Genomic DNA, 18,305 nt, shown 5'->3' with positions numbered 1-18,305 from the left:
AGCCGGGAGCCGGGAGCCGGGTGAAGGGGGGAGTGGGGAGTGGGGTCCGGTCCTGTCCGACCCATTGAATTTTCCTTACGGGTCGGTAAGTTGACCTCCGAGTAAGTACCGAGTACGTGCCGAGCAACACCGCACACCCGCACATCGCTGGGAACCGGGAGCCGGGGAGCCGTCATGGGCGTACGCAAGGATCTGAAAAGGGCGCAACGCCGCAGCGACCTGGCGGAGCGCGGCAAGGTCGAACTCGTCAGGGACGAGCACGGCACCGTGCGCGAGGCCCGTGCCCCCGCCCTCGTGCCGAGAGCCACGGCGGGCAGCACCGCCGACATCCCGTTCACCAACGCGGCGGAGGCGCCCGACGCCGTGGTCCTGCGCCGCAAGCGGTCCGGCCGGTGGCACCCCGTCACCGCCGCCGCCTTCGCGCGCGAAGTCACCGAGGCGGCCAAGGGGCTGATCGCCGACGGCCTCGAACCCGGCGGCCGCGTCGCCCTGATGTCGCGCACCCGCTACGAATGGGCGGTCCTCGACTTCGCGATCTGGGCGGCGGGCGGCCAGACCGTGCCCGTCTACGCCACGTCGTCGGCGGAGCAGATCGAGTGGATCGTCCGGGACTCCGGCGCCCGCCTGTTCGTCGCCGAGACGGCGGAGAACGCGGCCACCGCCGAGGAGGCCGTCCGCGCACTCGACGCCCCGCCGCGCATCCGGCACCTCGACGGCGGGGCGTTGGCCGAACTGACCTCCCTGGGAATCGAGTTGTCGGACGAGGAGGTGACCAAGCGGCGCTCCGCGCTCACCCCCGACTCCATCGCCACGCTCTGCTACACCTCGGGCACCACGGGCCGCCCCAAGGGCTGCGTCCTCACGCACGGCAATCTGCACGCGGAGGCGGCGAACACCGTCGACCTCCTCCACCCCATCTTCAAGGAGATCACCGGGCAGGTCGCCTCCACGCTCCTGTTCCTGCCGCTCGCGCACATCCTGGGCCGCACCATCCAGATCGCCTGCCTGCTCGCCCGCATCGAGCTCGGCCACTGCCCCAGCATCAAGCCCGACGAACTCCGCCCGGAACTCCGGTCGTTCAGGCCGACCTTCGTCGTCGGTGTGCCGTACCTCTTCGAGAAGATCCACGACACCGGACGGGCGACCGCCGAGAAGATCGGCCGCGGCGCCTCCTTCGACCGCGCCGAGCGGATCGCGGTGCGCTTCGGCGAGGCGTACCTGAACAGGTTCCTCGACAGGAGCGGCCCCGGCCCGTCCCTCGGTCTCCGCGCCGGCTGGGCGCTGTACGAACTCCTCGTCTACCGCCGCATCCGCAAGGAGGTCGGCGGCCGGCTGCGCTACGCGATCAGCGGCGGCTCGCCCCTGGACCGCAACCTCAACCTCTTCTTCTACGCCGCCGGAATCGTCATCTACGAGGGGTACGGCCTCACCGAGACCACGGCGGCCGCCACGATCACCCCGCCGCTGCGGCCCCGCCCCGGCACGGTCGGCCTGCCCGTGCCCGGCACGGCCGTCCGCATCGCCGACGACGGGGAGGTGCTGATCAAGGGCGGCATCGTCTTCGGCTCGTACTGGAACAACCCGGCGGCCACGGACGCGGTGCTGACCGGCGGCTGGTTCGCGACCGGCGACCTGGGCGCGCTCGACCAGGACGGCTACCTCACGATCACCGGCCGCAAGAAGGACATCATCGTCACCTCCGGCGGCAAGAACGTCTCGCCCGCCGTCCTGGAGGACCGCCTGCGCAGCCGCGCACCGGTCGGCCAGTGCATCGTCGTCGGCGACAACCGCTCGTACGTCGCCGCGCTCGTCACCCTGGACCCCGAGGCCGTCGAGCACTGGCTCGCCGTACGCAAACGCCCCAAGGACACCCCGCTCGCGGACCTCGCGCGCGACCCGAAGATGATCGCCGAGATCCAGAAGGCCGTGGACCACGCCAACGCGGCGGTGTCCAGGGCCGAGTCGATCCGCAGGTTCGCGGTCGTCGAGGGCGAGTTCACGGAGGACAACGGCCTGCTCACCCCGTCCCTGAAGATCAAACGGCACGCGGTGACGGCGGCGTACGCGGCGGAGATCGAGGCGCTCTACGGTGAGTGAGGCGACGCCGCCCGCGGCGGGTGTGCCGGCCTGCGACTACGACGTGATCGTCGTCGGCTCGGGCTTTGGCGGCTCGGTGGCCGCCCTGCGCCTGACCGAGAAGGGCTACCGCGTCGGCGTCCTGGAGGCGGGCCGCCGCTTCACGCGCGACACGCTGCCGCGCACGTCCTGGGACCTGCGCCGATATCTGTGGGCGCCCGCGCTCGGCCTCTACGGCATCCAGCGCATCCACCTGCTGCGCAACGTCATGGTCCTCGCGGGCGCCGGGGTCGGCGGCGGCTCGCTCACCTACGCGAACACGCTGTACGTCCCGCCGCCCGCCTTCTTCCAGGACGCGCAGTGGGCGCACATCACCGACTGGCAGGCGGAACTCGCCCCCTACTACGACCAGGCGCGGCGCATGCTGGGCGTGCGCGGGAACCCGACCACGACCGAGGCGGACGAACACCTGCGGGCCGCGGCCGAACGGATGGGCGTGGGGGAGACCTTCGGGCTCACCCCGGTGGGCGTGTTCTTCGGGGACGGCCGGGACGCGGGAGGGCCCGAGGGCGGACAGGGTCCTGGAGGCGGGCGAGGCGAAGGTGACCGTGGCGGGGCCGGTGGCGCCACCGGCACCACTGGGTCAACGGACGGCAACGGCGCGGAAGTTCCCGATCCCTACTTCGGAGGCGCGGGCCCCGCGCGCACGCCCTGCACCGAGTGCGGCTCCTGCATGACGGGCTGCCGCGTCGGCGCCAAGAACACCCTCGTGGAGAACTATCTGCATCTGGCCGAGCGGGCGGGCGCGGAGATCCGCCCGATGACGACGGTGCTGTCGGTACGGGAGACGACGGCACCGGACGGTGGCGGGGAGAGCGGCCGTCGCGAGGGCGGCCGCCCCCGGGAGGACAGTGGCGGCGAGGTGGCCTTCGAGGTGGTGACCGCCCCCACGGACAGGCGCCGCAGGGGCCCGCGCACCACCCTGCGCGCCCGCCACGTGGTCCTCGCCGCCGGCACGTACGGCACCCAGACCCTCCTGCACCGCATGAAGGACACGGGTCTGCTGCCCGGCCTCTCCGACCGCCTCGGCCGCCTCACCCGCACCAACTCCGAGGCGCTGGTGGGCGCGGTGACCTTCCCGCGCCGCTACCGGAGATCGCGGGGCGAGCGGCGCGGGGCGGGGCGCCCCCTGGACTTCACGCACGGCGTCGCCATCACCTCCTCCATCCACCCGAACCCCACCACCCACATCGAGAACGTCCGTTACGGCAAGGGCTCCAACCTGATGGCACTGATCTGCGTCCCGCAGTACCGCCAGGACCTCCCCAAGCCCGTGGCCGCCGCGCTCGCGTTCCTCTCCCACCCGCTCCTGGTCGCCCGGGTCGCGTCGACGCGCCGCTGGTCGGAGCGGACGATCATCGGCCTGGTCATGCAGACCCACGACAACTCCCTGACCACCCGCCTCGGTAGACGCGGACTGCTCACCGCCGACCAGGGCCACGGCGCCCCCAACCCCGTGCACATCGAGGAGGGCTGGCAGGCGGCGAAGCTCGTCGCCGACCGCATCGGCGGCTACCCGGGCACCAACCTCGGCGAACTGGTGAACAAGCCCCTGACCGCCCACTTCCTGGGCGGCTGCCCGATCGGCGCGTCCGCGTCGGAGGGCGTGGTGGACCCGTACCACCGCCTGTTCGGCCACCCCGGAATCTCGGTGGTCGACGGCTCCTCGGTCTCGGCGAACCTGGGAGTGAACCCGTCCCTGACGATCACGGCCCAGGCGGAACGGGCGATGGCCCACTGGCCGAACAAGGGCGAACCCGACGTCCGCCCACCGCAGGACGCCCCCTACGCACGCGTGCCTGCGGTCGCACCACGGAGCCCGGTGGTGCCGGCGGGGGCTTATGGGGAGTTGCGGCTGCCGTGACGGTACGCGGGCGGACGCACTGTCCACAGCGCTGAAGGGCCGGCGACCGTTCAGTCGGTGATGTCGACGGAGTAGCCGCGGGCGAGCTCGGCGAGTCCGTGGTCGTATCCCTGCCCCACGGCACGGCAGCGCCATACCGGCCCGCGGCGGTAGAGCTCGGCGAGAAGCAGTGTCCGTTCGGTGGTGGCGGCGTCGAGGGTTGCCCGTGCCAGCGGGGCGGCGCCGCTGCCGGGAGCGACGGCGGCCTGGACCGCGCCGACGTCCCCGAAGGTCACCTCTCCGTCGATCGCGGCCGCGACGACGACCTTGCGCGAGGCGGGCGGGAGCGAGGCGAAGTCGATGGCGATGGTCTGTTCGGCAGGGCCGTCCGTAAGGAGCCGCACCGTTCCCGCGGGGTTCTCCGGAGCGCCGTAGAACACGAAGTCCTCGTCGAGGGTGACCTGTTCGTCCTCGTCGAGCACGAAGGCGACGACGTCGATCTCGCAGCGGTCCTGCGGAGCCCAGGTCGCGGTGACGTGCCACAAGGGCGCGGGAGTTCCGGACGGCGGCGCGGGCAGATCGAGGACACCGCCGCGCGGGAGCACGTGCGGCGCGGGTGGCCGGACGGTCGCCTCCTCGTCGTCCGGGGTTCCAGCCGCCGGGTCCGCGGCGGCCGTCGGCGCGTCCAGCCAGTGCTCGTCATGCAGGGGAAGCCCCAGGTCCGCGATCCGGCGCCGACGGCGGTCGAATTCGCCTCCGGCCAGGACGACGACATCGGTGACGCTGCACGAGAGGTTGACGGCGGCGGACCCTCCGAGTTCGACGACACGCGTGCGGGCGGCGACCGCGTCGGCGTGCGTACCGCCCAGGACGAGCACCCGCTGTCCGGCCAGCGGCCTGTCCGCCGACGAGGTCTCGGCGCGTTCCGGCCGACGAGGGGCCGGCACAGCCGCCTCCGGCGCGGGCGCTGCGGCCTCCGGAGACGGTGCGGCGGCTTCCGGCGCGGGCGCCTGGTGGAGCGCCCCGGACCGCACGTCGCCGAGCAGCCGGAGGAACATGGGCTCGTCGATGACCGGCACACCCTCGGCGACGGCGCGCCGGGCCTTGGCGGACCCGGACATGGAGTCGTTGGTGACCAGCACGCTGGTGTGACGGCTGACCGAGGACACCATGTTCAGCCCGGCCGCGGCTCCTCGCGCGACGAGCTCGGCGCGTGAGGTCGAGGTCTCTCCGGTGATGGCCGTCTTCATGCCCTGGAGGAGCGGGCCGCCGGGCTGCAGGCGCCCCGGATTGCGGTACGCGCACGGTGTCTTCGGGGGCTTGGGCGCGAACCGGGAGTCCTGCCGCGGCGGGCAGGGCACGAGGGGCAGCGGCAGGTCGAGCCGAGCGGCCTCCCGCAGCGTGGCTCGGAAGATGCCGGCCAGTACCCGGGTGTCCTCCAGCGCGTCGTGTGCCCGGCCCTGCGGTACGCCGTAGTGGGCAGCCAGCGTACCCAGCTTCATGTCTCCGACCGGGAGGTCCACCTGCCGGTTGAGGGCGAGGGTGCACAGCCGCTGCGAGACCGGCAGGTAGGCGCGGGCCCGCGCGAATTCGTGGGCCAGGAAGTCGTAGTCGAACTGCGCGTTGTGGGCCACCAGGACCCGGTCCCGCAACAGCGACCCGACCCGGTCCGCGACCTGCTCGAAAGTCGGCGCCCCACGCAGACGCTCGGCGGTCAGGCCGTGCACGTGCGCAGGCCCCGGGTCACACCCGGGATCGAGCAGTGTCGAGAACTCGCCGGTCTGCTCGCCGTCCCGCCCGATGGTCACGACGGCGATCGACAGCACACGGTCGCGCCGGGCGATGAGCCCTGAGGTCTCCACGTCCACGAGCGCCCAGTCGTAGGCGTAGTCACGCAGGTCGGAGAGGGCGGGGGAGGGAGCGGCCATGTCCGCAAGGATGGTGCGGAATCAACTGTTCCATCAACCTGGATGACCATTTACACAGATATGTGAAGACTGGACGCTTTCGCCAGGCGGGCTCGGCGTGCGGGAGGCCAGCAAAAAGGCCCTCCCTTGGGGAGGGCCGGACCTCGAATCTCGTACGAGCAAGAGCGCCCCCGGCAGGACTCGAACCTGCGGCCAAGCGCTTAGAAGGCGCCTGCTCTATCCACTGAGCTACGGGGGCCGGGTGTGGCCGGGTGGCATGGAGTCCGGATGTGGGGGAGATCCGTGACCTTGCCGGGGACAAGGATAGGGCTCCCGGGTCCCTGTCCCTGGTGCTTCGCGTCCGCGCCGTGATGTGGAGGTTCAGTGAAGCGGTCCTGATAATCGCAGGCAGGTACGAATCTCGCATCGCTTTTGGCGTCTCACGCCCCGGGTGTTGTGCACTCGTTATGCCTGCGCCCCAGTCGCCCCTTCCGTCCCCTGTGTCCGATCGGCGCGCAGAGGCGTCCATATGCTTCAGAAAGCCGTTAAAATTGGGCATTCTTCACATGTGGTGACCTTGGACGTACGGCCTCAATTGCTTGACGCACTCTCCGCCCTGCGCGAGCGCGTCGCCGCCGCACGCTTTCCGCTCCCCCTGCCAGGGGCGCCACGCGCGCGTGCCAACCGTGACGAGTTGCTGGCGCAGCTCGACGACTACTTGGTGCCCCGGCTCAAGGCGCCCGAAGCGCCGCTTCTCGCCGTTGTCGGCGGATCCACCGGGGCCGGCAAGTCCACGCTCGTGAACTCCCTCGTCGGGCGACAGGTAAGCGAGGCGGGGGTGCTGCGGCCCACCACGCGCACCCCGGTCCTCGTCTGTCACCCCGACGACCACCACTGGTTCGCGGGAATGCGTGTCCTGCCCGACCTCACGCGCGTGTGGATGCCCCAGCAGGAGGACCCGGACGGCGCCGAGGGAGACGGGGAGGCGGACGACGACGAGGACGTGCTGGCCGCCGTCCACGAGCACGAGCGCGCCCTGCGCATCGAGACCGCGCCGAGCCTGCCCCGCGGCCTCGCCCTCCTCGACGCGCCCGACGTCGACTCGCTCGTCGCCGACAACCGCGTCCTGGCCGCCGAACTGATCTCCGCCGCCGACGTATGGGTGATGGTCACGACGGCTTCGCGGTACGCCGACGCCGTGCCCTGGCACCTGCTGCGTACCGCCAAGGAGCACGACGCCACCCTCGTCACCGTCCTCGACCGCGTCCCCCACCAGGTGGTCACCGAGGTGTCGCGGCAGTACGGAGCCCTGCTCGCCAAGGCCGGCCTCGGCGACGTACCGCGCTTCACCGTCCCCGAACTGCCCGAGTCCGCGGGCGGCGGCGGCCTCCTGCCCGCCACCGCCGTCGCGCCGCTGCGCGCCTGGCTCACCCATCGCGTGCAGGACCCCACGGCCCGCGCCCAGGCCGTCTCCCGCACCGCGCACGGCGTCATCGGCTCCCTCGGCTCCCGGATGCCCGAACTCGCGGGCGCCGTCGCCGCCCAGTACGCGGCCGCGCTGCGGCTCACCGCCGCCGTCGACGAGGCGTACGAGAACGAGCACGCGCGCGTGCGTGGCCGTCTGCAGGCGGGCGGGGTGCTCGCCGGCGACGCCCTGAAGCGGTGGCGCAGCTACCCCCTCGACTGCGGCGCGGGCGAACTCCTCGACGCCATCGTCGAGAGCCTGGAGGCGCTCCTGCTGTGCGCCGTCACCGCTGCCGACGAGCGCATCGACGAGGCCTGGCGCCGTGAACCGGCGGCGGGCGCGCCCGGCCTCGCCGACCGGGACCCGCAGGCGGAGAGCGCCGAGCACCGCATCGGCATGGCCGTCCGCCGCTGGCGACGCGTCCTCGAGGAGTACGCCGAGGAAGAGGTGCGCGGCCTGGAGCGCGTCGACAAGAACGCGCTGCCCGACCCCGAAGTCGTCGCCGCGCTGCTGGCCACGGCCCTGCTCGGCGGGCGCCGGGCCCGCGCGGCGGGGGAGATCCTCGCCGAACGGATCGGCGCCCAGGGCGCGGTCCGGCTGCGCGACCGCGGCGGACGCCTGCTCACCGACTACCTGGAGAAGGTCCTCGGCGCCGAGCGGGAGCGCCGCCTCGCCCCCCTGGACGCCCTCGACGTGCACCCCGAACCCCAGGCCGAACTGATCGCCGCCCTGTCCGTACTGCAGAAGGAGAGGTGACCGCGGTGACCGCCGTCACTGATCACGATCACGTCAACCCCAGCGACCCGGCCGATCGCGACGAGCGCTCCGGGAACGGGCCCGAAGGGGCCTGGGACGACGGGCTCATCGCGCGGCGCGTCGGCAGGGGCGCGCGCGCCGCGGACACCGATCAGGGCACCGGCACGCGCGCGTACGTCCCCTCCGGCACGCCCTCGTCTCCCACGTCCCCCGCGTCTCCCACGTACGAAGGACCCCTGCGCGCCCGACTGGACGCGCTGCGCGAACTCGTCGGGCTGTCCCGCACCCGGCTCGACAGCGGGACGCTCGCCGAGGCGGGCCGCGTCCTGGACGAGGCCGCCACGCGGCGCAGGCTCTCCGAACGGCACACCGTCGTCGCCATCGCGGGCGCCACCGGAAGCGGCAAGTCGACGCTCTTCAACGCGCTCGCCGGCGTGATGATCTCGGAGACGGGGGTCCGCAGGCCGACCACCGCCGCGCCCATCGGGTGCAGCTGGACGGACGGCGCCGCGGGCCTCCTCGACCGGCTCGGCATTCCCGGACGGCTGCGCAGGCGCCCGCTCCAGGGAGCCGGCGCCGACGAACTCCAGGGGCTCGTCCTGGTCGATCTGCCCGACCACGACTCCGCGGTCGGCGAGCACCGCGAGCAGGTCGACCGGATCCTGGCCCTCGTGGACGCCGTCATCTGGGTCGTCGACCCGGAGAAGTACGCCGACGCGATGCTCCACGAGCGGTATCTGCGGCCCATGGCGGGCCACGCCGAGGTCACCTTCGTGGTGCTCAACCAGATCGACCGTCTCCCCGGGGACGCCGCCGACCAGGTCCTCGACGACCTGCGCCGCCTCCTCGACGAGGACGGCATCGCGCTCGGCGAGCACGGCGAACCGGGCGCCACGGTGCTCGCGCTCTCCGCGCTGACCGGCGACGGACTGGGCGAACTGCGCGAGGCGCTCGGCCAGTTCACGCAGGAGCGGGGCGCCGCAGCCCGCCGGATCTCCGCGGACGTGGACGCCGCCGCGGAACGACTGCGTCCGGTCTACGTCGCCGGGGCGCAGCCGGGCCGCGGCGGGGGCCGCATCGGGCTCAGCGAGGAGGCGCGCGAGGAGTTCGCCGGCCGGCTCGCGGACGCCGTGGGCGCGGCCGCGGCGGGCGACGCCGCGGAGCGGGCCTGGCGCAGGAACGCGGGCAAGGCGTGCGGCGACCCCTGGCTGCGGCTGTGGCGGTGGTACGAGGCGCAGCGCTCGCCGCAGGGTGCGCTCGGGCCGGTCGCGCAGGCGCCGGTGGACGAGGAGGCGACGGCGCGCCAGCGCGTGGAGCACGCCGTGCGCACGGTGGCCGACGAGGCGGCGACGGGCCTGCCCGCGCCGTGGGGGCAGGCCGTGCGGGAGGCGGCGGTGCGCGGTGCGGAAGGGCTGCCCGAGGCGCTCGACGAGCTGGCGGTGACGGCGGTGCCGACCGGGCGCCCGCCGCGGCCCGGCTGGTGGCCGGTCGCGGTCCTCGCGCAGGCCGCGATGACGCTGCTGCAGGTCGTCGGCGGGCTCTGGCTGGTGGGGCAGATCATCGGGATCGCCCAGCCGAACCTGGGCGTGCCGGTGCTGCTGATGCTGGCGGGCATCGTGGGCGGTCCGTGTGTGGAGTGGGCGAGCCGGATGGCGGCGCGGGGGCCCGCGCGCCGGTACGGCCACGAGGCGGAACGGCGGCTGCGGGAGGCGGCGGCCGGGTGCGGGCGGGCGCGGGTCCTGGATCCGGTGGCGGCGGAGCTGCTGCGGTACCGGGAGGTCAGGGAGCAGTACGTGCGGGTGACGGGGGCGGCGCGAGCGCCGTTGGGGTGAGGGGTGTGCCCCGTCAGGGTGACGGAGTTTTCCACAACCGGTGGGTAGCACACAGGGCTCAGCGGGATCGGCCCGGCCCGTGCAGTCTGAGGGGGCGGCCGCGGACGGCGCGGCGGCGACAGCTGACACGGGGGAGGACCAGGCATGAACGAGACGCTGGTGACAGTGGTGGGGAACGTGGCGACGACGCCGGTGTACCGGGAGCTGCCGACGGGGCCGGTGGCGCGGTTCCGGCTGGCGGTGACGTCGCGGTACTACGACGCGGCGAAGAACGCGTGGAACGACGGGCACACCAACTTCTTCACGGTGTGGGCCTGGCGGGCGCTCGGCACGAACGTGCAGGGGTCGCTGGCGGTGGGTGAACCGGTCATCGTGCAGGGCCGGTTGAAGGTGCGCGACGAGGAGCGCGGCGGCCAGCACTGGACGTCGGCGGACATCGAGGCGCTGGCCATCGGCCACGACCTGTCGCGCGGCACCGCGGCGTTCCGGCGGGTGGCCAGGGGCAACGCGATGCTGACGGCGCCGGTGGCGGAACGGGAGGGCGTCGCCGGGGAGGCGGCGCGGGACGAGGAGCCCGCGCCCGTGGGGTGACGATCCGTCAGTACGGCCCGGCGGGGGCGGCGACCGATGCGCGGCTTATCGGCCACGGATGTCGTTGATTTGTCGATAAGCCCAGCTCGGAAAGGGTGTTGGCGATAACGATTCCGAGTCGGATCGGTTATCGGATGCCATGACTGGGGATCGTGGTGTGCCGCTTCCTTAGGATGCCGGACGTAGCTCACGGGGCAGTTGGCAGGATGTGCCATGCGCGCGACAGGTGATCCTGCCCCTTTCAATCTGCTGGCGGGACCACCCCCCTCGTTGTCAACGGGTCCCGCCCGGAGGGGAATTCAGTGTTTTCTGCGTTGTCCATACGTAGCCGAGGCGCCGCCCGTCTCGCCGCCGTGACGGTGACGTCGGGGCTGGTCGCGATGGGCGCGATAGCCGGCGCCGGTGCGGCCGCGGCGGAGGAGGTGCCGCAGCACCGGGGCGGAGCGGTCGCGACGCTGGGCGGTCTGCAGACGTACGACCAGGCGGTCATCCGCGACAACGGCACCTCGCAGGAGGTGCCGGCGGGGCTCTTCGAGATGTCCGTCGAGGGCGGCGGCACCCTGAAGACGTACTGCATCGACGTCCACAACCCCACGCAGAAGGACGCCAAGTACCAGGAGACCCCCTGGAGCGGCACCTCGCTGAACGCCAACCGTGACGCGGGAAGGATCCGCTGGATCCTGCAGCACTCCTACCCGCAGGTGAACGACCTGGCGGCGCTGGCCGAGAAGGCGGGCGCGCGCTCCCTCACCGAGCAGACCGCGGCCGCCGGCACCCAGGTGGCGATCTGGCGCTACTCCGACGGCGCGAAGGTCGACGCGGTCGACCCGCAGGCCGAGAAGCTCGCCGACTACCTCTACAAGAGCGCGCGGAACACCGCCGAGCCGAAGGCGTCGCTCACGCTCGAACCGCCCGCCGTGTCGGGGCGGGCGGGCGAGCGTCTCGGCCCGGTCACCGTGCGGACCGACGCGGACTCGGTGACGGTGACCCCGCCGGTGGACTCCGTGACGAGCGGCGTGAAGATCGTCGGCAAGGACGGCAAGCCCGTGAAGTCCGCGGGCAACGGCAGCCGGCTCTACTTCGACGTGCCGAAGGACGCCCCCGACGGCTCGGCGGCGCTCTCCGTGCAGGCGTCGACCACCGTGCCGGTCGGCCGGGCCTTCACCTCCGAGACCAGGAGCCAGACGCAGATCCTCGCGGGCTCCAGCGAGTCGACGGTGTCGGCGACGGCGACCGCCGACTGGGCGGAGAAGGGCGCGATCCCCGCGCTGTCGGCGGAGAAGAGCTGCGCCAAGGACGGCGTGGACATCACGGCGAGCAACAAGGGCGACGCGCCGTTCACCTTCCGGCTGATGGGCTTCAAGCACACCATCGGGGCGGGGGCGTCGCAGACCGTGACGATCCCGCTGCAGGAGGACCAGCCCTACGACTTCACGATCAAGGGCCCGAACGGCTTCGAGAAGCGCTTCAAGGGCGTGCTCGACTGCCGGACCGAGGGCAGCGCGATCGGCAACAAGGCCCAGCCCGCCTCGGAACCGAGCCCCGCGTCGGCCGGCGGCACGACCGGCGGCGGCGACCTTGCGGAAACGGGCAGCAACAGCAACACGCCCCTGATCGCCACGATCGCCGTGGCCTTCGTGGTCCTGGGCGCCACGACGATCTTCCTCCTCCGCAAGAAGCAGACGCCGCCGGAGAGCTCCACGGAGGACTGAGCGAGGGGGCTCGGCCTCTCCTGCGCGGTCACCGCCTACGACGAAAGGGCGATGGCGGCGGCCGCCGCAGGGCAAGAAGGTGGGTGCCGGCGGACCTGTCTTCTGGGAGGGGGCTGCCATGGAGGTGACCGAGGCCGTCACGACGTTCGGGGCGTCCGTGCTCGGGGCCGTGGTCGGTGCGTTGATCGCCTTCTACGGTGCTCGTAGCGCCTCGCGTCGCCTGGCGGAGGCCAACGACCGGGAGCAGCGCCGCGCGGAGAAGGCAGCTCTGCGCGCGGCTGTCCTGGAACTGGACGTCGCGGACCGGATCGCGAAGGCGGAGTCGACCACCGACCTGCCGATGCAGATGCTCACGACCGTGCTGCCGGTCGTGCACCACATGAGGCCGGAACAGCAGCAGGTGATGGTCGCCTACTCGCAGAGCGTGCTGCGCTACAACGGGCGGGTGCGACGGATCGTCGCCTATGGCGCGGCGAAGCGCACCAGAGGTATGCGGCCGGGTGCCGAGAAGCCCGTGGAGCATGCCGCCGTCGTGCGCGATGCCGCCCCCGCCGCGAGGGAGGCCCTGAGGGAGCACATGGCATCGCCGCGCTATCCCGACGACGGCCCTGTCGAGTGACGGTCCGATGGGCCGCGGCGACAAAAAGTGACAAGGCGGCTACTGGTCTCGCCTCGGAAGGTCCAGGTCGCGGGCCCCGGACCATACTGGTTTCCTCCGGGGGGTGGCCGTCAGGCAAGATGGGGTGTATCTGCCCACTCACTGATTGCCGGACGGTTTCTCTTGGCTGAGTACATCTACACCATGCGCAAGACGCGCAAGGCGCACGGCGACAAGGTGATCCTCGACGATGTCACCTTGAGCTTCCTTCCTGGCGCGAAGATCGGTGTCGTGGGTCCGAACGGCGCCGGTAAGTCCACGGTGCTGAAGATCATGGCCGGCATCGAGCAGCCGTCGAACGGCGATGCCTTCCTGTCGCCCGGCTACACCGTCGGCATGCTCCTCCAGGAGCCCCCGCTCGACGAGTCCAAGACGGTCCTGGAGAACGTGCAGGACGGCGCGAAGGAGGTCATGGGCAAGCTCAAGCGCTTCAACGAAGTCGCCGAGCTCATGGCCACCGACTACTCCGACGAGCTCATGGAGGAGATGGGCAAGCTCCAGGAGGACCTGGACCACGCCAACGCGTGGGACCTGGACGCCCAGCTCGAGCAGGCCATGGACGCGCTCGGCTGCCCGCCCGGCGACTGGCCCGTCACCAACCTCTCCGGTGGCGAGAAGCGCCGCGTCGCGCTCTGCAAGCTCCTCCTCGAAGCCCCCGACCTGCTGCTCCTCGACGAGCCCACCAACCACCTGGACGCCGAGTCCGTGCAGTGGCTGGAGCAGCACCTCGCGAAGTACCCCGGCACCGTCGTCGCCGTCACCCACGACCGGTACTTCCTCGACAACGTCGCCGGCTGGATCCTGGAGCTCGACCGCGGCCGTGCCATCGGCTACGAGGGCAACTACTCCACGTACCTGGAGACCAAGCAGACCCGTCTCAAGGTCGAGGGACAGAAGGACGCCAAGCGCGCCAAGCGGCTCAAGGAAGAGCTCGAGTGGGTGCGGTCCAACGCCAAGGGGCGGCAGGCCAAGTCCAAGGCGCGTCTCGCCCGTTACGAGGAGATGGCCGCCGAGGCGGACAAGATGCGGAAGCTGGACTTCGAGGAGATCCAGATCCCGCCGGGTCCGCGCCTGGGCAACATCGTCGTCGAGGTCAACAACCTCTCCAAGGCCTTCGGCGAGAAGGTCCTCATCGACGACCTGAGCTTCACGCTGCCGCGCAACGGCATCGTCGGCGTCATCGGCCCGAACGGCGCCGGCAAGACGACCCTCTTCAAGATGATCCAGGGTCTGGAGACCCCCGACTCCGGCACCATCAAGGTCGGCGAGACGGTCAAGATCTCCTACGTCGACCAGAGCCGCGCCAACATCGACCCGAAGAAGACGCTGTGGGCCGTCGTCTCCGACGAGCTGGACTACATCAACGTCGGCCAGGTCGAGATGCCCTCGCGCGCGTACGTCTCCGCCTTCGGCTTCAAGGGCCCGGACCAGCAGAAGCCGGCCGGCGTCCTGTCCGGCGGTGAGCGCAACCGCCTGAACCTCGCGCTCACCCTCAAGCAGGGCGGCAACCTGCTGCTCCTCGACGAGCCGACCAACGACCTCGACGTCGAGACCCTGTCCTCCCTGGAGAACGCGCTCCTGGAGTTCCCGGGTGCGGCCGTGGTCGTCTCCCACGACCGGTGGTTCCTGGACCGAGTGGCGACGCACATCCTCGCCTATGAGGGCGACTCCAAGTGGTTCTGGTTCGAGGGCAACTTCGAGGCGTACGAGAAGAACAAGATCGAGCGCCTCGGCCCGGACGCGGCCCGTCCGCACCGCGCCACCTACAAGAAGCTCACCCGGGGCTGACACTGACATGAGTCGGCATATCTACAGCTGCCCCATGCGGTGGTCGGACATGGACGCCTTCGGGCACGTCAACAACGCGGTCTTCCTGCGGTACTTGGAAGAGGCGCGGATCGACTTCATGTTCCGTATCGCACCGGGTGACGGCAGCCCGTCGTTCTCGGGCGGGTCCGTCGTGGCCCGCCACGAGATCGACTACGTACGGCCGTTGGTGCACCGGCACGAGCCGGTCACCATCGAGTCGTGGGTGACGAAGATAGGCGCGGCCTCGCTGACGATCTCGTACGAGGTCAAGGACCCCGAGCAGGTCTACGTGCGGGCCTCGACGGTCGTCGTGCCGTTCAACCTGGAGGCGCAGCGGCCCCGGCGGATCACCGCCGAGGAGCGTGCCGTGCTCGAGGAGTACCTCGACGACTCCGACGGTGCGGGGGCGCTTGCGGCATGACCGCGCGGCTGCACTTCGCCGACGCCGGGGAGGCGGTGGACCTCACCGCCTTCCTGGCCCGGCTGATCCACTACGACAGGGCGGCCGCGGTGCGGCTGCAGGCCGCCGGGGACACGCTCGCCGTGTTCGGGCGGCCGCCGTCGTTCGAGGTGCTCGCCGTCCGTACGGCGCGCCTCGCCAAGCCGTACGAACACGGGCTCGACACCACGCTCGACGTCACCGTCTCCGCCGGTGAGTTCCTGGAGTCCGTGGCCGAGTCCGCGGAGTCCGTCGAGACGGCGGGCGTCGCCCCCGTCCCCCCGGCCGTCACCGGACCGCCGTGGGCCGGGGTCCTGCCGCCGCGGGGCGGCTGGCGCGCGGAGCCGGGGCTGCCGGCGATGGACGCCGTGCGGGGCCTGGTCGCGGCGGCCGTGACCGAATTCAAGGCGCGGGTCGAGGAGTTGGCCCCCGAGCGCCGGGTGCGGGCCGAGCTCGACCGGGTGGGCCGGGAGATCTGGTCCCGGTCGATCGGGGCGACCGGGCTGCCCGTCCGGGTCGCCCACGCCGCGCAGGCGCTGGGATTCCTGCGGGGCAACTCCATGACCCTGCTGTCCTCGGGGGCGTGGCTCCGGCTGCGCACGGACTTCGGATCCGTCGTCGTCCGGCAGGCCGGAGTGGGCGGGCTCCTCGTCATGCCCGCGTAGGCCCGTCATGTCCGCCTGAACCCGTCATGTCCGCCTGGGCCCGTCATGCGCGCGTGAGCCGTCGAGGCGGGTACGCGCTCGTACCCGCCCCCCTCCAGCGGTCCGTTCGGACGCTTTCAGGGGGGCGGGCCGCCGATCCCGGGATCAGCCTTCGGAGTTCACCATCGACGCCGCCGCGTACGTCAGGTAGTTCCACAGCGTCCGCTCGTGCTCCTCGGAGAGGCCGAGCTGGTCGACCGCGGTACGCATGTGCTTCAGCCAGGCGTCGTGGGCGGCGCGGTCGACCGTGAACGGCGCGTGCCGCATGCGCAGGCGCGGGTGGCCGCGGTTGTCGCTGTAGGTGCGCGGGCCGCCCCAGTACTGCATCAGGAAGAGCGCGAGGCGCTCCTCGGCCGGACCCAGGTCCTCCTCCGGGTACATCGGCCGCAGCAGCGGGTCCTCCGCGACCCCCTGGTAGAAGAGGTGCACCAGGCGCCGGAAGGTCTCCTCGCCGCCGACCTGCTCGTAGAAGGTCTGCTCCTGAAGCGTGCCGTGTGGGATCTCTTTCACACCGTCCATGGTCTCAGACGGGACGACCGAGGACGGAAGGCTTAGGACCACTGGTCGGATCACCGCCGGATCATCCCGCTCTGCCACTCGCATCGGCGGCGACGGCGCAGCACAGTGGACCCATGGAACCCGACCCTGCACTCGCGGCCGGGGCCCGCGCCGCCCTCGTGCGCGAGATCGAGGCGAGCGGCGCCTGGCAGGGCGCCCCCGCCTGGCGGGCGGCGTTCGAGGCCGTGCCGCGGCACCTGTTCGTGCCGTACTTCTACGCGAGCGCGGGCGGCGGCCACGAACGGCTCTGGGGCGAGGACCCCGACCCGGAGCGCCGCGCCCGCTGGCTGCGCGGCGTCTACACGGACGCGCCCCTGGCCACCCGGGTGCGCGACGGGGAGCTCCTGTCGTCCAGCAGCCAGCCGTCCCTGATGGCGAAGATGCTCGACGAACTGGACGTACGCGACGGGGACCGCGTCCTGGAGATCGGCGCCGGCACCGGCTACAACGCCGCGCTGCTCGCCCACCGGCTCGGCGACGACCGCGTCACGACCGTCGACCTCGACCCGGAGATCACGGAGTCCGCGCGCCGGCACCTGGCCGCCGCCGGGTACCGACCGGCCGTGGTGACCGGCGACGGCGCGGCGGGCTGCCCCGAGCGCGCGCCCTACGACCGGATCATCGCGACCTGCACCCTCGCCTCGGTGCCCCCGGCCTGGCTCGCCCAGTGCACGCCCGGTGCCCGGATCCTCGCGCCGCTGGCCACCGGCCTGATCGCGCTGACCGTGCGGGACGCCGGGCACGCGGAGGGACGCTTCCTGCACACGCCCGCCTATTTCGTGCCGCTGCGCGGCGGCAGCGCCAGGGCCCCGCTGGAACAGCACATCGGCGGGCTGCCGCGCCGGGTCCTGCAGAGCGAGCTCTTCCGCTTCCTGCTGGAGCTGACCGCGGGCCGCCTCGATCCGCACGAAGCCCTCGCGCTGTGGCAGCGCGAGGGCCGGCCGGTGCGCGAGCGCTTCGGGATCACCGTGAGCGGGCGGTACGCGTGGGCCTGGCTGGACGACCCCGAAGGGCCGTACGTCTGGCCACTGTGACCGCCCGCGTCGACGGGTCGTTCCGTCGCGACGGATCTCAGTCGCGACGGATCGTGATCGTCGTCCAGGCGCCCACGTGCACCTGGTCGCCGTCGTGGAGCGGGACGGGGACGAAGGGCTGGATGGGCTCCTCGCCGCCGTTGACCGTCGTGCCGTTCGTGGAGTTCTGGTCGACGACCGCCCAGCTGCCGTCCGGCTGCTGGACCAGGACCGCGTGCTGGTGCGAGACGCCCGGGTCCTCCGGCGGCACCGACAGGTCGATGTCCGGGGTGTCGCCCGTGGAGTGCCGGCGGCGGCCGATGCTGATCTGGTTGCCGACCAGCGGACGCTGCTGCTCCGGCGAGTACGCGGGCAGGTTCAGGCCCGATGCCTCGGGGCCGCTGCGCTGCATCATCGCCATGAAGTACTCACGGTCGGGACCGATCGTCGCCGTCCAGGTGCCCGGACCCTGCGGGGCCTGGGGCTGCGGTGGCTGCGGGGCGCCCTGCTGGAACGGGTCCTGCGGCTGCGGCGGACCGGCCTGCGGGGGACCCGCCTGCGGCGGACCGGGCTGGAAGGGCTCCTGCCGGAACGGCTCGGCCTGGGCCGGCGTCGACGGCGGGGAGATCACCCAGTCGTCGCCTCCGCCACCGAAGGACGGGCCACCAGGTGCACCCGGGCCACCGGGACCGCCGGGGCCACCCGGACCGGGCGGCGGCGGGGGCGGACCCTGCGGGGCCCCCGACTCCTGCGGGAACGCGGGCGGCGCGGGCGGACCCGGCTGCTGGAACGCCTGCGGGGCACCGGGCTGACCAGGGCCGGGCTGACCGGGACCGGGCTGACCGGGCGCCTGCGGGCCGGGCTGACCCGGACCCTGCTGAC

At 72.3% G+C, this 18,305-nt stretch carries 14 protein-coding genes and 1 tRNA gene; 11 read left to right on the top strand and 4 right to left on the bottom strand.

The window, feature by feature from the left end; translation table 11 throughout:
• Window positions 1–174: 174 nt before the first annotated feature.
• Window positions 175–2,097 (top strand): AMP-dependent synthetase/ligase, encoded by a 1,923-nt coding sequence (locus AOK22_RS03410; protein ID WP_055697027.1) that lies wholly within the window; start codon window positions 175–177, stop codon window positions 2,095–2,097.
• The gene (locus AOK22_RS03405) at window positions 2,090–4,000 is read left to right on the top strand and encodes a GMC family oxidoreductase (RefSeq protein ID WP_079036306.1); all 1,911 of its coding nucleotides are present in this window, start codon (window positions 2,090–2,092) and stop codon (window positions 3,998–4,000) included. The genes AOK22_RS03410 and AOK22_RS03405 overlap by 8 nt, the downstream gene beginning before the upstream one ends.
• 50 nt (window positions 4,001–4,050) lie before the next feature.
• Here AOK22_RS03405 and AOK22_RS03400 read toward each other — a convergent pair whose 3' ends face one another.
• Together AOK22_RS03400 and AOK22_RS03395 are read right to left on the bottom strand one after the other, a co-directional pair.
• Window positions 4,051–5,907, bottom strand: a complete 1,857-nt coding sequence (locus AOK22_RS03400) for a TerD family protein (RefSeq protein WP_055697026.1) — start codon at window positions 5,905–5,907, stop codon at window positions 4,051–4,053.
• A 165-nt stretch (window positions 5,908–6,072) separates the two neighbouring features.
• Window positions 6,073–6,145, bottom strand: a tRNA-Arg gene (locus AOK22_RS03395).
• 309 nt (window positions 6,146–6,454) lie between these two features.
• Between AOK22_RS03395 and AOK22_RS43845 the strand changes: the two genes are divergently transcribed.
• The 8 genes from AOK22_RS43845 (at window position 6,455) to AOK22_RS03355 (ending at window position 15,813) form a co-directional block, all read left to right on the top strand.
• Complete coding sequence (locus tag AOK22_RS43845) at window positions 6,455–8,107, top strand: dynamin family protein (RefSeq protein ID WP_107101840.1); 1,653 nt, start codon at window positions 6,455–6,457, stop codon at window positions 8,105–8,107.
• Between the two features lie 5 nt (window positions 8,108–8,112).
• Window positions 8,113–9,939, top strand: coding sequence for a GTPase (locus tag AOK22_RS03385; protein WP_079036308.1), 1,827 nt, complete (start codon window positions 8,113–8,115; stop codon window positions 9,937–9,939).
• Between the two features lie 144 nt (window positions 9,940–10,083).
• On the top strand, window positions 10,084–10,530 hold the full coding sequence (locus AOK22_RS03380; RefSeq protein WP_055697024.1) for a single-stranded DNA-binding protein: 447 nt from the start codon (window positions 10,084–10,086) through the stop codon (window positions 10,528–10,530).
• A gap of 320 nt (window positions 10,531–10,850) precedes the next feature.
• Entirely contained in the window at window positions 10,851–12,242 is a 1,392-nt protein-coding gene (locus tag AOK22_RS03375; RefSeq protein WP_055697030.1) for a Cys-Gln thioester bond-forming surface protein, read from the top strand.
• 118 nt (window positions 12,243–12,360) lie between these two features.
• Window positions 12,361–12,861: a hypothetical protein gene (locus AOK22_RS03370; RefSeq protein ID WP_055697023.1), complete on the top strand. Its 501-nt coding sequence runs from the start codon at window positions 12,361–12,363 to the stop codon at window positions 12,859–12,861.
• Between the two features lie 162 nt (window positions 12,862–13,023).
• Complete coding sequence (gene ettA, locus AOK22_RS03365) at window positions 13,024–14,688, top strand: energy-dependent translational throttle protein EttA (protein WP_079036305.1); 1,665 nt, start codon at window positions 13,024–13,026, stop codon at window positions 14,686–14,688.
• A gap of 7 nt (window positions 14,689–14,695) precedes the next feature.
• Complete coding sequence (locus tag AOK22_RS03360) at window positions 14,696–15,130, top strand: acyl-CoA thioesterase (protein ID WP_055697022.1); 435 nt, start codon at window positions 14,696–14,698, stop codon at window positions 15,128–15,130.
• A complete protein-coding gene (locus AOK22_RS03355) occupies window positions 15,127–15,813 on the top strand; it encodes a DUF8185 domain-containing protein (protein WP_055697021.1) in 687 nt (228 codons plus the stop codon). Before AOK22_RS03360 ends, AOK22_RS03355 begins: the two co-directional genes overlap by 4 nt.
• Window positions 15,814–15,957: 144 nt before the next feature.
• On the opposite strand, the gene AOK22_RS03350 is transcribed toward AOK22_RS03355, so the two are convergent.
• Entirely contained in the window at window positions 15,958–16,371 is a 414-nt protein-coding gene (locus AOK22_RS03350; protein WP_107101839.1) for a globin, read from the bottom strand.
• Window positions 16,372–16,484: 113 nt separating this feature from the next.
• Here AOK22_RS03350 and AOK22_RS03345 point away from each other — a divergent pair, with 113 nt between their 5' ends.
• Window positions 16,485–17,444 carry a methyltransferase domain-containing protein gene (locus AOK22_RS03345; protein WP_055697020.1) on the top strand — a complete coding sequence of 320 codons (960 nt, stop codon included), beginning with the start codon at window positions 16,485–16,487 and terminating at the stop codon, window positions 17,442–17,444.
• Window positions 17,445–17,481: 37 nt separating this feature from the next.
• On the opposite strand, the gene AOK22_RS03340 is transcribed toward AOK22_RS03345, so the two are convergent.
• Window positions 17,482–18,305, bottom strand: an 824-nt coding sequence (locus AOK22_RS03340; RefSeq protein WP_157872166.1) for an FHA domain-containing protein, incomplete at its 5' end; no start/stop codon positions are given.

The sequence above is a fragment of the Streptomyces silaceus genome (assembly GCF_001419745.1).
GTDB lineage: Bacteria > Actinomycetota > Actinomycetes > Streptomycetales > Streptomycetaceae > Streptomyces > Streptomyces silaceus.
The sequence above is the reverse complement of the archived record's forward strand: the minus strand, read 5'-3'. Positions and strand labels throughout refer to the sequence as shown.

Coding starts and splice junctions, on each gene's coding strand:
- AOK22_RS03410 (WP_055697027.1), top strand. CDS start 175: ATGGGCGTACGCAAGGATCTGAAAAGGGCGCAACGCCGCAGCGACCTG.
- AOK22_RS03400 (WP_055697026.1), bottom strand. CDS start 5,907: ATGGCCGCTCCCTCCCCCGCCCTCTCCGACCTGCGTGACTACGCCTAC.
- AOK22_RS03380 (WP_055697024.1), top strand. CDS start 10,084: ATGAACGAGACGCTGGTGACAGTGGTGGGGAACGTGGCGACGACGCCG.
- AOK22_RS03370 (WP_055697023.1), top strand. CDS start 12,361: ATGGAGGTGACCGAGGCCGTCACGACGTTCGGGGCGTCCGTGCTCGGG.
- AOK22_RS03360 (WP_055697022.1), top strand. CDS start 14,696: ATGAGTCGGCATATCTACAGCTGCCCCATGCGGTGGTCGGACATGGAC.
- AOK22_RS03355 (WP_055697021.1), top strand. CDS start 15,127: ATGACCGCGCGGCTGCACTTCGCCGACGCCGGGGAGGCGGTGGACCTC.
- AOK22_RS03350 (WP_107101839.1), bottom strand. CDS start 16,371: ATGGACGGTGTGAAAGAGATCCCACACGGCACGCTTCAGGAGCAGACC.
- AOK22_RS03345 (WP_055697020.1), top strand. CDS start 16,485: ATGGAACCCGACCCTGCACTCGCGGCCGGGGCCCGCGCCGCCCTCGTG.